The sequence below is a fragment of the Pseudomonas sp. 10S4 genome (genome assembly GCF_034344865.1).
In the GTDB taxonomy this organism is placed as follows: Bacteria; Pseudomonadota; Gammaproteobacteria; order Pseudomonadales; family Pseudomonadaceae; genus Aquipseudomonas.
Window position 1 is genome coordinate 3,799,332 of record NZ_CP133774.1, and the last position, 15,675, is coordinate 3,815,006.

General features: G+C 57.3%; 11 protein-coding genes. 10 read left to right on the forward strand and 1 reads right to left on the reverse strand.

Translation table 11 applies throughout. The features are described from left to right. Nucleotides 1–728: 728 nt before the first annotated feature. Complete coding sequence (gene gltA, locus RHM58_RS17740; protein WP_322267801.1) at nucleotides 729–2,018, reverse strand: citrate synthase; 1,290 nt, start codon at nucleotides 2,016–2,018, stop codon at nucleotides 729–731. Nucleotides 2,019–2,366: 348 nt separating this feature from the next. On the opposite strand from gltA, the gene sdhC reads away from it, so the two are divergent. From sdhC to brnQ, 10 genes are all read left to right on the forward strand, one after another. Then, nucleotides 2,367–2,753 carry a succinate dehydrogenase, cytochrome b556 subunit gene (gene sdhC / locus RHM58_RS17745; protein WP_201194921.1) on the forward strand — a complete coding sequence of 129 codons (387 nt, stop codon included), beginning with the start codon at nucleotides 2,367–2,369 and terminating at the stop codon, nucleotides 2,751–2,753. After that, nucleotides 2,747–3,115 carry a succinate dehydrogenase, hydrophobic membrane anchor protein gene (sdhD, locus tag RHM58_RS17750; protein ID WP_123510546.1) on the forward strand — a complete coding sequence of 123 codons (369 nt, stop codon included), beginning with the start codon at nucleotides 2,747–2,749 and terminating at the stop codon, nucleotides 3,113–3,115. Before sdhC ends, sdhD begins: the two co-directional genes overlap by 7 nt. 3 nt (nucleotides 3,116–3,118) lie before the next feature. Then, a complete protein-coding gene (sdhA, locus tag RHM58_RS17755) occupies nucleotides 3,119–4,894 on the forward strand; it encodes a succinate dehydrogenase flavoprotein subunit (RefSeq protein WP_201201873.1) in 1,776 nt (591 codons plus the stop codon). An 11-nt stretch (nucleotides 4,895–4,905) separates the two neighbouring features. Continuing rightward, nucleotides 4,906–5,610, forward strand: coding sequence for a succinate dehydrogenase iron-sulfur subunit (locus RHM58_RS17760; protein WP_201194917.1), 705 nt, complete (start codon nucleotides 4,906–4,908; stop codon nucleotides 5,608–5,610). Nucleotides 5,611–5,886: 276 nt separating this feature from the next. Beyond that, the gene (locus RHM58_RS17765) at nucleotides 5,887–8,718 is read left to right on the forward strand and encodes a 2-oxoglutarate dehydrogenase E1 component (protein ID WP_201201879.1); all 2,832 of its coding nucleotides are present in this window, start codon (nucleotides 5,887–5,889) and stop codon (nucleotides 8,716–8,718) included. Nucleotides 8,719–8,760: 42 nt separating this feature from the next. Next, nucleotides 8,761–9,981: a 2-oxoglutarate dehydrogenase complex dihydrolipoyllysine-residue succinyltransferase gene (gene odhB / locus RHM58_RS17770; protein WP_322267802.1), complete on the forward strand. Its 1,221-nt coding sequence runs from the start codon at nucleotides 8,761–8,763 to the stop codon at nucleotides 9,979–9,981. Between the two features lie 98 nt (nucleotides 9,982–10,079). Then, on the forward strand, nucleotides 10,080–11,516 hold the full coding sequence (gene lpdA / locus RHM58_RS17775; RefSeq protein WP_201201882.1) for a dihydrolipoyl dehydrogenase: 1,437 nt from the start codon (nucleotides 10,080–10,082) through the stop codon (nucleotides 11,514–11,516). Between the two features lie 200 nt (nucleotides 11,517–11,716). Then, a complete protein-coding gene (gene sucC / locus RHM58_RS17780; protein WP_008148602.1) occupies nucleotides 11,717–12,883 on the forward strand; it encodes an ADP-forming succinate--CoA ligase subunit beta in 1,167 nt (388 codons plus the stop codon). Further along, nucleotides 12,883–13,764, forward strand: a complete 882-nt coding sequence (sucD, locus tag RHM58_RS17785) for a succinate--CoA ligase subunit alpha (protein WP_003210566.1) — start codon at nucleotides 12,883–12,885, stop codon at nucleotides 13,762–13,764. The genes sucC and sucD overlap by 1 nt, the downstream gene beginning before the upstream one ends. A gap of 463 nt (nucleotides 13,765–14,227) precedes the next feature. Then, nucleotides 14,228–15,541 carry a branched-chain amino acid transport system II carrier protein gene (brnQ, locus tag RHM58_RS17790; protein WP_201201884.1) on the forward strand — a complete coding sequence of 438 codons (1,314 nt, stop codon included), beginning with the start codon at nucleotides 14,228–14,230 and terminating at the stop codon, nucleotides 15,539–15,541. Nucleotides 15,542–15,675: the final 134 nt, after the last annotated feature.

Sequence of the window (15,675 nt, forward strand, 5' to 3'; positions counted from 1 at the left end):
AATGCCCTGGTCGAGAGATTGGGGCATTTTTATTGGCTTTGGCTTTGGCTTTGTTTTTGTAGGAGCGAGGCTTGCCCGCGAAGGCGGCCTGATAGCCGACCGGGATTTTGATGGTGTACATATCCGTTTCTGCGGTAACGGCTGCTTAGGGTTTCGCCCTTACGGCGACTCACTTTTTTTCAAACGCCAAAAAAAGTAAGCAAAAAAAGGCTCGCCCCGAGCGTCCGGCCCCTCGCTCGGGCTCGGCGTTCCTTCGTTCCGGTATTCATCCGGGGGCATTGCCCTCCGGTCTGCTTCGCTACGACCTACATGCAATGTGTTCGACTGCGTCGAACGGCGCTGCGCGCCAATCCTCGGATGAACACCTCCGCTCAGCCTCCCGAAGGGGCGGGTAGATCAAGATCAAAAGCCAAAGCAACGGCAACGGCAACAGCAAGATCAAAAGATCGCAGCCTTCGGCTGCTCCTACAGGGGGAACGCGTATGCTTGAAATCAGGCCGGCAGGCACGCCGAGCCTGAGCGAGGCACCGAACGAAAGGGGCATGAGCGCTTTGGTTACTTTCGCCTGGGCCGGCATTCCGGATTTTCGAAAGTGACTCGCTGTAAGAGCGAAACCAATAGCGGTCGTTACCGAAGAAACAGATATGTTCAAAAATCGCACAAACAAAAACGGCCTCAATATAGAGGCCGTTCCCGGTACAACTTAAGACGTTATCGCAAGACAAATCTTATTTGCGGTCTTCCAGCTTGGTAATGTCACGCGACTCGTAGCCGGTGTACAGCTGGCGCGGACGGCCAATCTTGTACGGGCTGGAGAGCATTTCTTTCCAGTGGGAGATCCAGCCCACGGTCCGCGCCAAAGCGAAGATCACGGTGAACATGCTGGTTGGAATGCCGATCGCCTTGAGGATAATCCCCGAGTAGAAGTCGACGTTCGGGTACAGAGAGCGTTCGATGAAGTACGGGTCGGTCAGGGCGATCTCTTCCAGGCGCATGGCCAGTTCGAGTTGCGGATCGTTTTTGATACCCAGTTCTTTCAGTACTTCGTCGCACGTCTTCTTCATAACTGTGGCGCGTGGGTCGCGGTTTTTGTAAACCCGGTGACCGAAGCCCATCAGTTTGAACGGATCGTTCTTGTCCTTGGCCTTGGCGATGTATTTGTCGATGTTCGAAACATCGCCAATTTCGTCAAGCATGGTCAGAACAGCTTCGTTCGCGCCGCCGTGGGCAGGGCCCCACAGTGCAGCGATACCGGCGGCGATACAGGCGAACGGGTTGGCCCCCGACGAACCTGCCAGACGTACGGTAGAGGTCGATGCGTTTTGCTCGTGGTCGGCATGGAGGATGAAGATCCGGTCCATGGCCTTGGCGAGTACCGGGCTGATCGGTTTGATCTCGCACGGGGTGTTGAACATCATGTGCAGGAAGTTTTCCGCGTACGTCAGGTCGTTGCGCGGGTACATCATGGGTTGCCCCATGGAGTACTTGTAAACCATCGCTGCCAGGGTCGGCATCTTGGCAACCAGGCGGATCGCGGAGATTTCGCGATGCTGCGGGTTATTGATGTCCAGGGAGTCGTGGTAGAAGGCCGAGAGGGCGCCGACTACACCGCACATGACGGCCATTGGGTGGGCGTCGCGACGGAAGCCGTTGAAGAAGGTCTTCAACTGCTCGTGAACCATTGTGTGGTTCTTCACGGTGCTGACGAACTGGGCCTTTTGTTCTGCGGTCGGCAATTCGCCGTTGAGCAGCAGATAGCAGGTTTCCAGGTAGTCCGACTTTTCAGCCAGCTGTTCGATCGGGTAGCCGCGGTAGCGCAGGATGCCCTTGCCGCCGTCGATATAGGTGATCTTCGACTCGCAGGAGGCGGTCGACATGAAGCCAGGGTCAAAGGTGAAACGGCCCGTGGCCGTCAGGCCCCGAACATCAATTACATCGGGACCAACGGTGCCGGTTAAAATGGGCAGCTCGACGGGGGCTGCGCCCTCGATGATCAACTGCGCTTTTTTGTCAGCCATGTGGCCTCCTATTTATGCTTGAAATCATCAGACAGACCCCCCACGCAGGGCCCGCACCACTATAGTGAGATAAATTCGAATGTCAATTTGCCTAAAGTCTTGCTCCAGAAGGCTTTAACCGGACTTTTTCCTCGAAATTACCTGCCATTTACGCCTTTTATCCGACTTGTGCAATGAGCTATTAGGGGAGGCGAACGCGTTGTCATTAGTAGCCTAACTGTCTATACTCGGCCACCGACCGCCAGGGGCTTTTGGGCCTGCTTTATTGGGGGTCGCATCCCTGGGTGGTGGTTACCTGACCAGTGCACTCCCCAACAACTTTGCCCTGATTGTTAGGGGCTCTTCAGTGTGAAAAAAGCCGTGAAAAGCCAACGACCTGTAAACCTAGACCTAAGGACCATCAAACTCCCCATCACCGGCGTTACGTCGTTTCTTCACCGTGTTTCCGGCATCATCCTCTTCCTGGGCCTTGGCATCATGCTTTATGCATTGGGCAAATCCCTGGGTTCCGAGGAAGGTTTTGTCGAGGTGAAGGCATGCTTGACCAGTCCGCTGGCCAAGTTCGTAGCATGGGGCCTCCTGTCCGCCTTGCTGTATCACATGGTAGCCGGCGTGCGCCATCTGATCATGGACATGGGCATCGGTGAGACGCTGGAAGGCGGCAAACTGGGCTCGAAAATCATTATCGCCGTGTCTGCGGTGCTGATCGTTCTGGCGGGAGTTTGGATATGGTAACCAGCGTAACGAACCTGTCGCGTTCCGGCCTCTATGACTGGATGGCGCAGCGTGTGTCTGCGGTTGTTCTCGCGGCTTATTTCATTTTCCTGATCGGATACCTCGCAGCGCACCCTGGCATTGGCTACGCCCAATGGCATGAGCTGTTTGCAAGCAACGGGATGCGTATCTTCAGTCTGCTGGCCCTGGTGGCCCTTGGCGCTCACGCCTGGGTTGGCATGTGGACCATCGCGACCGACTACCTGACGCCGATGGCGCTGGGCAAGTCCGCGACTGCAGTACGTTTCCTCTTCCAGGCAGTATGCGGCGTTGCGATGTTCGCCTACTTCGTCTGGGGTGTGCAGATTCTTTGGGGTATCTGATTCATGTCTACTACAGTTAATACGCTTTCGTTCGACGCCATTATTATTGGCGGCGGCGGTGCTGGCATGCGCGCTGCGCTGCAACTGGCACAAGGTGGTCACAAGACTGCCGTGGTAACCAAGGTTTTCCCGACTCGCTCGCACACCGTATCCGCTCAGGGTGGCATCACCTGCGCCATCGCCTCGGCAGATCCGAACGATGACTGGCGCTGGCACATGTACGATACCGTCAAGGGTTCCGACTATATCGGTGACCAGGACGCTATCGAATACATGTGTTCCGTAGGTCCGGAAGCGGTTTTCGAGCTCGAGCACATGGGTTTGCCGTTCTCCCGTACCGAACAGGGCCGCATTTATCAGCGTCCGTTCGGCGGTCAGTCGAAAGACTTCGGTAAAGGCGGCCAGGCTGCCCGTACTTGCGCTGCTGCCGACCGTACCGGTCACGCACTGCTGCACACCCTGTACCAGGCCAACCTCAAGGCTGGCACCGTATTCCTTAACGAATACTACGGCGTCGACCTGGTGAAGAACGAAGATGGTGCCTTTGTCGGCATGATCGTCATCTGCATCGAAACTGGCGAAACCTCCTACGTCCGCGCGAACGCCACCGTATTGGCGACCGGCGGTGCAGGCCGTATCTACTCGTCCACCACCAATGCCCTGATCAACACCGGTGACGGCGTCGGCATGGCTCTGCGTGCTGGCGTGCCGGTACAAGACATTGAAATGTGGCAGTTCCACCCGACCGGCATCGCCGGCGCTGGTGTACTGGTTACTGAAGGCTGCCGCGGTGAAGGCGGTTACCTGATCAACAAGCACGGCGAGCGTTTCATGGAGCGTTATGCTCCGAACGCCAAAGACCTGGCTGGTCGTGACGTAGTTGCTCGCTCGATGGTTAAAGAAATCATCGCCGGCAACGGTTGCGGTCCGGATGGCGACCACGTAATGCTGAAACTCGATCACCTCGGTGAAGAAGTTCTGCACAGCCGTCTGCCAGGCATCATGGAACTGTCCAAGACCTTCGCTCACGTCGATCCAGCCGTGTCGCCGATCCCGGTCGTTCCAACCTGCCACTATATGATGGGCGGCGTGCCGACCAACATTCATGGTCAGGCAATCACTCAGGACGCTGAAGGCGTTGACCAGATCATCCCGGGCCTGTTCGCTGTAGGCGAAGTGGCTTGTGTATCGGTTCACGGTGCCAACCGTCTGGGCGGTAACTCGTTGCTCGACCTGGTGGTATTCGGTCGTGCTGCCGGCCTGTTCCTGGAACAGACCCTGAAAGAAGGCGTTGACTACGCTCGCCCTCGCCAGTCCGACATCGACGCTGCCCTGGCACGTCTCGATGGCCTGAACTCGCGTACCGAAGGTGAAGACGTCGCCACCCTGCGTAAAGAACTGCAAAGCTGCATGCAGAACTACTTCGGTGTATTCCGTACCGGTGAATACATGCAGAAGGGTATTGCTCAGTTGGCTGATCTGCGTAGCCGTATCGCCAACGTCAAGATCAACGACAAGAGCCAGGCGTTCAACACCGCTCGTATCGAAGCGCTGGAACTGCAGAACCTGCTGGAAGTGGCCGAAGCTACCGCCATCGCCGCAGAGATCCGCAAAGAGTCCCGCGGTGCTCACGCCCGTGAAGACTTCGAAGAGCGCGATGACGTTAACTGGCTGTGTCACACCCTGTATTTCCCGGGTGAGAAGCGCGTTTCCAAGCGTGCCGTGAACTTCTCGCCAAAAACAGTCCCGACCTTTGAACCAATGATTCGGACTTATTAAGGGTGGCCGCCATGTTGAAAGTCAGTGTTTATCGCTACAACCCTGATCAGGACGCTGCGCCGTTCATGCAAGAATTCCAGGTCAATACCAACGGTAAAGACCTGATGGTGCTGGACGTGCTGGCCCTGATCAAAGAGCAGGACGAGGGTTTCTCCTATCGTCGCTCTTGCCGTGAAGGTGTTTGCGGTTCCGACGGCATGAACATCAACGGCAAAAACGGTCTGGCGTGCGTTACGCCGCTGTCCGCTGTCGTAAAAGGTAACAAGCTGATCGTTCGTCCTCTGCCAGGTTTGCCGGTTATCCGTGACTTGGTCGTCGATATGAGCATCTTCTACAAGCAATACGAGAAGGTTAAGCCATTCCTGCAGAACGACACGCCGGCTCCGGCCATCGAACGTCTGCAGACCCCTGAAGAGCGTGAAAAGCTTGACGGTCTGTACGAGTGCATCCTGTGCGCTTGCTGCTCGACCTCTTGCCCGTCCTTCTGGTGGAACCCGGACAAGTTCCTGGGTCCAGCTGCTCTGCTGCAAGCGTATCGCTTCCTGGCAGACAGCCGTGACACCAAGACTGCCGAGCGTCTGGCTTCGCTGGATGACCCGTTCAGCGTATTCCGCTGCCGCGGGATCATGAACTGCGTCAACGTCTGTCCGAAAGGCCTGAACCCGACTAAGGCCATCGGTCACGTACGTAACATGTTGCTGCAAAGCGGCGTGTGATTCAGCAGCTGTAACCCGGCTGTTGTAAATGTAGTACCGCTGTACCTGTAGATGCTACGGCGCAGGCTTCAACCGGCGCCGTAGTTTTAACCTGAGCAGCAGCTCATAAAGCTGCAGCTCTTATTTTGAAGAAATGAGACAAGCAGGGGCATCCGGGCTGGTACCCGGACTATCAGCGTGATCCTAAGTGGCTTGTTTTAGTCGCTGCATTCGGACTTCTGCAAGTTTGCTCGGTGTCGACGCCGGTGGTGTTCCCCTAACCGAGGGTGACCAAGCATGCAAGAAAGCGTGATGCAGCGCATGTGGAACAGCGCCTACCTATCCGGTAGTAACGCTGCCTATGTGGAAGAGCTCTACGAGCTCTACCTGCACGACCCTAACGCTGTGCCAGAAGAGTGGCGCACCTACTTTCAGAAGTTGCCTGCTGACGGCAACACTGCCACCGATGTTTCGCACTCCACAATTCGCGACCATTTCGTCTTGCTGGCAAAGAACCAGCGCCGCGCACAACCGGTTTCCGCCGGCAGCGTGAGCAGTGAGCACGAGAAGAAGCAAGTTGAAGTGCTGCGATTGATCCAGGCCTACCGTATGCGTGGCCACCAGGCAGCCCAGCTTGACCCGCTGGGGCTGTGGCAGCGTCCTGCACCTGCAGACCTGTCGATCAATCATTACGGCTTGACCAATGCCGATCTTGATACGACCTTCCGTGCCGGCGACCTGTTCATCGGCAAAGAGGAGGCGAGCCTACGCGAAATTCACGAAGCGTTGCAGCAGACATATTGCCGCACCATCGGCGCTGAATTCACGCATATCACCGATTCCGAGCAGCGTCACTGGTTCCAGCAGCGTCTGGAAAGCGTGCGCGGCCGTCCGACGTACTCCGCCGACATCAAGAGCCACCTGCTCGAACGCGTCACTGCCGGCGAAGGTCTGGAAAAATACCTGGGCACCAAATACCCGGGTACCAAGCGTTTCGGTCTGGAAGGCGGCGAGAGCCTGATTCCGATGCTCGACGAGCTGATCCAGCGTTCCGGTTCCTACGGCACCAAGGAAATCGTTATCGGCATGGCCCACCGTGGCCGGCTGAACGTGCTGGTCAACACCTTCGGCAAGAACCCGCGCGAGCTGTTCGACGAGTTCGAAGGCAAGAAGAAGGTCGAGCTGGGTTCCGGTGACGTTAAATACCACCAGGGCTTCTCCTCCAACGTCATGACCGCCGGCGGTGAAGTTCACCTGGCCATGGCCTTCAACCCGTCCCACCTGGAAATCGTTTCTCCAGTGGTCGAAGGTTCGGTCCGTGCCCGTCAGGATCGTCGTAACGACCCTACCGGTGAAAAGGTTCTGCCGATCTCCATCCACGGTGACGCGGCATTCGCCGGTCAGGGCGTGGTGATGGAAACCTTCCAGATGTCGCAGACCCGCGGTTTCAAAACCGGCGGTACCGTGCACATCGTGATCAACAACCAGGTCGGTTTCACCATCAGCAACCCGGAAGATTCGCGCTCTACCGAGTACGCAACCGACGTCGCGAAAATGATCCAGGCGCCGATCCTCCATGTAAATGGTGATGATCCGGAAGCCGTATTGTTCGTGACCCAGCTGGCCATCGACTACCGCATGCAGTTCAAGCGTGACGTGGTAATCGACCTGGTTTGCTACCGTCGTCGCGGCCACAACGAAGCTGACGAGCCTAGCGGCACCCAGCCTCTGATGTACCAGCAGATCACCAAGCAGCGCACCACCCGTGAGCTGTACGCCGAACGCCTGACCCAGGCCGGTGTGGTTGATGATGCACGCGTACAGGCCAAGATCGACGAATACCGCAACGCGCTGGACAACGGTCTGCATGTTGTGAAAAGCCTGGTCAAAGAGCCGAACAAAGAGTTGTTCGTGGACTGGCGTCCGTACCTGGGCCACGCCTGGACTGCACGTCACGACACGAGTTTCGATCTGAAAACCTTGCAGGAACTGTCCGCCAAGCTGCTGGAAATTCCAGAAGGCTTCGTGGTTCAGCGCCAGGTTTCGAAGATCTACGAAGACCGTCAGAAAATGCAAGTCGGCGGCCTGCCGATCAACTGGGGTTACGCCGAAACCATGGCGTACGCGACCCTGGCGTTCGAAGGTCACCCGATCCGCATGACTGGCCAGGACATCGGCCGCGGTACGTTCTCGCACCGTCACGCTGTGTTGCACAACCAGAAAGACGCCGGCAGCTACATTCCGCTGCAGAACCTGTACAAAGGTCAGCCACGTTTCGACTTGTACGATTCGTTCCTGTCCGAAGAAGCCGTACTGGCGTTCGAATACGGTTACTCGACCACCACGCCTGAGGCGCTGGTGATCTGGGAGGCCCAGTTCGGCGACTTCGCCAACGGCGCCCAGGTGGTTATCGACCAGTTCATCACCAGTGGCGAGCACAAGTGGGGCCGTCTTTGCGGTCTGACCATGCTGCTGCCGCACGGTTATGAAGGTCAGGGGCCGGAGCACTCTTCGGCTCGTCTGGAGCGTTACCTGCAACTGTGCGCCGAGCACAACATTCAGGTAGCCGTGCCGACTACGCCAGCTCAGATCTACCACTTGCTGCGTCGTCAGGTGATTCGCCCGCTGCGCAAGCCGTTGATCGTGCTGACACCGAAGTCGCTGCTGCGTCACAAGCTGGCTATTTCGACCCTGGAAGATCTGGCCGAAGGTTCGTTCCAGACCGTGATCCCGGAAATCGATGCCCAAGACCCGAAAAAGGTCGAGCGCATTGTTCTGTGTAGCGGCAAGGTCTACTACGACCTGCTGGAAAAACGTCGTGCCGAAGGTCGTGATGACATCGCCATCGTGCGTATCGAGCAGCTGTACCCATTCCCTGAGGACGACTTGAACGAAGTCCTGGCTCCTTATACCAACCTCAAACATATCGTTTGGTGTCAGGAAGAGCCGATGAACCAGGGTGCCTGGTACTGCAGCCAACACCACATGCGCCGCATCGTTGGCAATCACAACAAGGCGCTCGTTCTCGAGTACGCCGGCCGTGATGCTTCTGCTGCACCTGCTTGTGGTTATGCATCGATGCACGCTGAGCAGCAGGAAAAACTGCTGCTAGACGCCTTTACTGTTTAACGCCTTCGCGCACCTGAAACCGAATTTAAGGACCCACTGATAATGGCTATCGAAATCAAAGCCCCCACTTTCCCGGAATCGGTTGCCGATGGCACCGTTGCCACCTGGCACAAAAAACCAGGCGACGCCGTCAAGCGTGATGACCTGATCGTCGATATCGAAACCGACAAAGTGGTACTGGAAGTATTGGCTACTGCTGACGGCGTGCTGGGCGCTATCGTCAAGAACGAAGGCGACACCGTTCTGTCCGACGAAGTCCTGGGCTCCATCCAAGAGGGCGGCGCTGCTGCCGCTCCAGCTGCTGCCGCTGCTCCGGCCGCTGCACAAGCTGCTGCTCCAGCTGCCGACGGCGAAGACGATCCTGTTGCTGCACCGGCTGCTCGCAAGCTGGCTGAAGAAAACGGCATCAACGTCGCTTCCGTTGCCGGCACCGGCAAAGGCGGTCGTGTGACCAAGGAAGACGTAGTCGCTGCTGTTGCTGCCAAGAAAGCTGCTCCGGCCGCTGCTCCTGCCAAGGCTGCTGCTCCGGCTGCCGCTGCTCCTGTGTTCGCCGCTGGCGACCGCATCGAGAAGCGCGTACCGATGACCCGCGTGCGGGCCACCGTTGCCAAGCGTCTGGTAGAAGCTCAGTCGAACATGGCGATGCTGACCACTTTCAACGAAGTCGACATGACCGAAGTCATGGCCCTGCGTTCGAAGTACAAGGACCTGTTCGAGAAGTCCCACAACGGCGTACGCCTGGGCTTCATGTCGTTCTTCGTCAAAGCAGCTACCGAAGCGCTGAAACGCTTCCCGGCTGTCAACGCGTCGATCGACGGTGCTGACATCGTTTACCACGGCTACGCCGACGTTGGTGTTGCTGTTTCCAGCGACCGCGGTCTGGTTGTACCGGTTCTGCGTAACGCCGAACTGATGAGCCTGGCTGAAATCGAAGGCGGCATCGCTGCTTTCGGCAAAAAGGCGCGCGACGGCAAGCTGTCGATGGACGAAATGACCGGTGGTACGTTCACCATCACCAACGGTGGTACTTTCGGTTCGATGATGTCGACCCCGATCGTCAACCCGCCGCAAGCGGCCATCCTGGGCATGCACAACATTCTGCAGCGTCCTATGGCGATCAACGGTCAGGTCGTTATCCGTCCGATGATGTACCTGGCTCTGTCCTACGATCACCGTCTGATCGATGGCAAAGAAGCTGTGACCTTCCTGGTTACCATCAAGAACCTGCTGGAAGACCCGGCTCGTTTGCTGCTGGATATCTGATAGAAGCAGCCGTAGGTTTCAAGTCCCAAACTGCAAGTAATTGCAGCTTGGCTTGAGGCTTGCGGCTTCAAGCTTGTTGCTAAAAGAGGATTTTTTGAATGTCGCAGAAATTTGACGTAGTAGTGATCGGCGCGGGCCCTGGCGGCTACGTAGCTGCCATCAAAGCAGCGCAACTGGGTCTCACCACTGCCTGCATCGAGAAATACACCGACAAGGAAGGCAAACTGGCCTTGGGCGGTACTTGCCTGAACGTCGGCTGCATTCCTTCCAAGGCGCTGCTGGACAGCTCCTGGAAATACAAGGAAGCCAAAGAAGGCTTCGCGATCCACGGTATCAATCACGCTGGCGTGACCATGGACGTGGCTGCAATGGTTGGCCGTAAAGCCAACATCGTCAAAGGCCTGACCTCTGGCGTTGCAACCCTGTTCAAGGCTAACGGCGTTACTTCCCTGCAAGGCCACGGCAAACTGCTGGCCGGCAAGAAAGTTGAACTGACCAAGCCAGACGGCACCGTTGAAATCATCGAAGCCGAGAACGTGATTCTGGCGTCGGGCTCGCGTCCGATCGACATTCCACCGGCTCCGGTTGACCAGAATGTGATCGTCGATTCGACTGGCGCGCTGGAATTCCAAACCGTACCTAAGCGTCTGGGCGTGATCGGCGCTGGCGTGATCGGTCTGGAACTGGGTTCGGTATGGTCCCGCCTGGGCTCCGAAGTCGTGGTTCTGGAAGCGCTGGAGAAGTTCCTGCCAGCAGCTGACGAAGCGGTTTCCAAAGAAGCTTACAAAACCCTGACCAAACAAGGTCTGGACATCAAGCTGGGCGCTCGCGTTACCGGTTCCAAAGTGAACGGCGACGAAGTCGTTGTGAACTACACCGATACCAACGGCGAACAGAGCATCACGTTCGACAAGCTGATCGTTGCCGTTGGTCGCCGCCCAGTGACCACCGAGCTGCTGGCAGCTGACAGCGGCGTTAACATCGACGAACGTGGCTTCGTTTTCGTTGACGACCAGTGCGCAACCAGCGTTCCGGGCGTTTTCGCAATCGGTGACGTGGTTCGCGGCATGATGCTGGCGCACAAGGCGTCCGAAGAAGGCATCATGGTTGTAGAGCGCATCAAGGGCCACAAAGCCCAGATCAACTATGACCTGATCCCGTCTGTTATTTATACTCACCCGGAAATCGCGTGGGTCGGTAAAACCGAGCAAGCCTTGAAAGCTGAAGGCGTTGAAGTTAACGTCGGCACTTTCCCGTTCGCAGCCAGTGGCCGTGCCATGGCAGCCAACGATACCGGCGGTTTCGTGAAAGTCATTGCTGATGCCAAGACTGACCGCGTATTGGGCGTCCATGTGATTGGCCCGAGCGCTGCAGAACTGGTTCAGCAGGGCGCAATCGGCATGGAATTCGGCACCAGTGCCGAAGACCTGGGCATGATGGTTTTCTCCCATCCGACCCTGTCCGAAGCCCTGCACGAAGCTGCTCTGGCAGTGAATGGCGGCGCCATTCACATCGCCAACCGCAAGAAGCGTTAAGACAAGACAATAAGAAACCACGGCGGAAGGCCCGTCGTGAGCCTTGCGTGCAAGACTCACCGCGGAATGTCCGCCGGACGCAGCCTTGCGTAGTCTCACCGGTTATCCGGAACACCTACGCAAGCAGCAGTCACAGGTGGTGCGGCACTTGATCGAGTGCAGCACCGAATGCGCAGTACCTAACGAAGACGGTAATAAGCATGAATCTTCACGAGTATCAGGGTAAGCAGCTGTTCGCTGAATACGGCCTGCCAGTATCCCAGGGTTTCGCCGTAGACACCCCGGAAGCAGCAGCAGAAGCGTGCGACAAAATCGGCGGGACCGAATGGGTTGTCAAAGCCCAGGTTCACGCAGGTGGTCGCGGTAAAGCGGGCGGCGTTAAGCTGGTTCGCAGCAAAGAAGACGCCAAAGCATTCGCTCAACAGTGGTTGGGCAAGCGTCTGGTGACTTACCAGACTGATGCCAATGGTCAGCCAGTCACCAAGATCCTGGTTGAATCGTGCACTGATATCGCTAAAGAGCTGTACCTGGGCGCTGTCGTTGACCGTTCGAGCCGTCGCATCGTGTTCATGGCTTCCACCGAAGGTGGCGTGGACATCGAGAAAATCGCTCACGACACCCCTGAGAAAATCCTCAAGGCCACTATCGATCCACTGGTTGGCGCTCAGCCATTCCAGGGTCGCGAGCTGGCATTCCAGCTGGGTCTGGAAGGCAAGCAAGTTGCTCAGTTCGCCAAGATCTTCGTAGGTCTGGCCAAGCTGTTCAAGGATCACGACCTGGCTCTGCTGGAAGTGAACCCGCTGGTGATCAAGGCTGACGGCGATCTGCATTGCCTCGACGCCAAGATCAACATCGACGCCAACGCCATGTACCGTCAGCCTAAGCTGAAAACTTTCCACGATCCGTCGCAAGACGATCCGCGCGAAGCGCACGCTGCCAAGTTCGAACTGAACTACGTAGCACTGGAAGGCAACATCGGTTGCATGGTCAACGGTGCTGGCCTGGCCATGGGTACCATGGACATCGTCAACCTGCATGGCGGCAAACCAGCCAACTTCCTCGACGTGGGCGGCGGTGCTACCAAAGAACGCGTTACCGAAGCGTTCAAGATCATCCTGTCCGACACTAACGTCGCTGCAGTATTGGTCAACATCTTCGGCGGCATCGTTCGTTGCGACATGATTGCCGAAGGCATCATCGGTGCAGTGAAAGAAGTCGGCGTGAAAATCCCGGTTGTTGTTCGCCTTGAAGGTAACAACGCTGAACTGGGCGCTAAAGTACTGGCAGAAAGCGGTTTGAACATCATCGCTGCTACCAGCCTGACCGACGCTGCTCAACAAGTTGTCAAAGCTGCGGAGGGCAAATAATGAGCGTCCTGATCAATAAAGACACCAAAGTTATCTGCCAGGGTATTACCGGTTCGCAAGGTAGTTTCCACACCCAGCAAGCCATCGAATACGGCACCAAGATGGTTGGTGGCGTTACTCCTGGTAAGGGCGGCACCGAGCACCTGGGTCTGCCAGTGTTCAACACCGTGAAAGACGCTGTAGCTGCCACTGGCGCCACCGCCAGCGTGATCTACGTTCCAGCTCCTTTCTGCAAAGACTCCATCCTGGAAGCAGCATTCGGCGGCATCAAGCTGATCGTTTGCATCACTGAAGGCATTCCTACCCTGGACATGCTGGATGCCAAGGTCAAGTGCGACGAACTGGGCGTAGTCCTGATCGGTCCTAACTGCCCAGGCGTGATCACTCCAGGCGAATGCAAGATCGGCATCATGCCAGGTCACATTCACTTGCCAGGCAAGGTCGGTATCGTTTCCCGTTCCGGCACCCTGACCTACGAAGCTGTTAAGCAGACTACTGACGCCGGTTTCGGTCAGTCGACTTGCGTCGGCATCGGCGGTGACCCGATCCCGGGTTCGAACTTCATCGACATCCTGAAGCTGTTCCAGGAAGACCCGAAGACCGAAGCGATCGTAATGATCGGTGAGATCGGCGGTTCGGCTGAAGAAGAAGCGGCTGCCTACATCAAGGCACACGTGACCAAGCCGGTTGTTTCCTACATCGCTGGTGTGACTGCCCCTGCTGGCAAGCGCATGGGCCATGCTGGCGCAATCATCTCTGGCGGCAAGGGCACAGCAGACGAGAAGTTTGCTGCCCTGGAAGACGCAGGCGTTAAAACCGTGCGTTCGCTGGCAGACATCGGCAAGGCTTTGTCCGAGCTGACCGGTTGGGCTGTCAAGTAAGCCTCGCGCTTAGCTGACGCTTCACCAAACAAAGGCCACCTTCGGGTGGCCTTTGTTGTTTCCGGGATTTGAGCCATTCGCAGGGTTTTTGTGGCGAGGGGGCTTGCCCCCGTTTGGGTTGCGAAGCGACCCCAAAACAGGCGATTGCGTTACGTCAGGTAGATCACATTTGTTTGATTTGCGACTACTTCGCAGCCGAACGGGGGCAATCCCCTCGCCACAGGATCCTGTGAAGGTAAATTAGATATGTAAACGCGACATCGAAATGTCGCGTATCGGATACTTCGCCCCCTAACAGTGCGTTTGTCGTGCAAATTCGTTAGGCTAGCAGCCATTTTTGCGTCCGCTGCCCACAAGGTCGCTACGCGCTAAACGGGTTGGTCCTATACAGACCGACAGCATTTCCCTCACCCATAGGGAAATCCCTCTCTAAATTCCGATTCAGTAGTGTGGTATTTCCTTAATGAAAGTGTTGAAAGGCCAGGACATCCTGGCACTTGGTTTTATGACGTTTGCCCTGTTTGTCGGGGCTGGCAACATCATCTTCCCGCCTATCGTCGGTTTGCAGTCCGGGCCTCATGTCTGGATGGCGGCGCTGGGTTTTCTGATCACTGCAGTCGGTCTGCCGGTGATCACCGTTGTCGCCCTGGCCAAGGTCGGTGGGGCAATGGATGCGTTGAGCAGCCCGATCGGTAAAGTCGCTGGTGGCCTGTTGGCCGCGGCGTGCTACCTGGCTGTCGGCCCGCTGTTTGCGACGCCGCGCACCGCCACCGTGTCCTTCGAAGTAGGCCTGGCGCCGCTGACCGGTGAGAGCCCGCTGGCGCTGTTCCTCTACAGCTCGGTGTACTTCCTGTTGGTGTTCTTTATCTCGCTGTATCCGGGCCGCCTGCTGGATACCGTAGGACGTTTCCTTGCGCCGCTGAAGATCATCGCCCTGGCCGTGCTCGGCATCGCCGCGTTCGCCTTGCCGGCCGGTGATATCGGCGTGGCCACGCCTGAATATGTGGCGGCACCGTTCTCTCAAGGGTTTATCAATGGTTACCTGACCATGGATACCCTGGGTGCTCTGGTGTTCGGCATCGTTATCGTTAACGCGATCCGCTCCCGTGGCGTCGAGTCGCCAGCGTTGATCACCCGTTACGCGATCATTGCCGGTTTGATTGCCGGCGTCGGTCTGGCGCTGGTGTACGTCAGCCTGTTCCGCCTCGGTTCGGGCAGCCATGAAGTGGCCGCCGGTGCCGCGAATGGTGCGGCCGTCCTGCACGCCTACGTGCAGCACACCTTCGGTTCGCTGGGCAGCGGTTTCCTGGCGGTGTTGATCTCGCTGGCCTGCCTGGTGACTGCGGTCGGCCTGACCTGCGCCTGCGCCGAATACTTCAGCCGGGTGTTGCCTCTGTCCTACAAGACACTGGTCATCATCCTGGCGGTGTTCTCGCTGTTTGTGTCCAACCTGGGCCTCACCAAGCTGATCGCGTTCTCGATCCCGGTGCTGACCGCGATCTACCCGCCGTGCATCGTCCTGGTCGCCCTGAGCTTCTGCAAAGACTTCTGGCGTGAACAGGGCCGCATCGTTGGCCCGGTGATGCTGGTGTCGTTCATTTTCGGCATGATCGACGCGCTTAAAGGTGCCGGTCTGGCGGACTGGATGCCGACGCAGCTGTCGCACCTGCCGTTGAGCGAACAAGGTCTGGCCTGGCTGGTGCCGTCGGTCATGACCCTGGTAGTGGCCGCCGTTTGCGATCGCATGCTCGGCAAGCGCGCCGAAGCCCTGGCTTAAACCTGACCGTCCGCCACAAGCGGGCAGCAGGCCAAAACAGAAATGCCCCGTATCAATCGATACGGGGCATTTTTTATGGGCGTGAGGCAGTGTCTTTTTCCGTCAGCTAGCGTCGAACCACTGCCAAAACCACT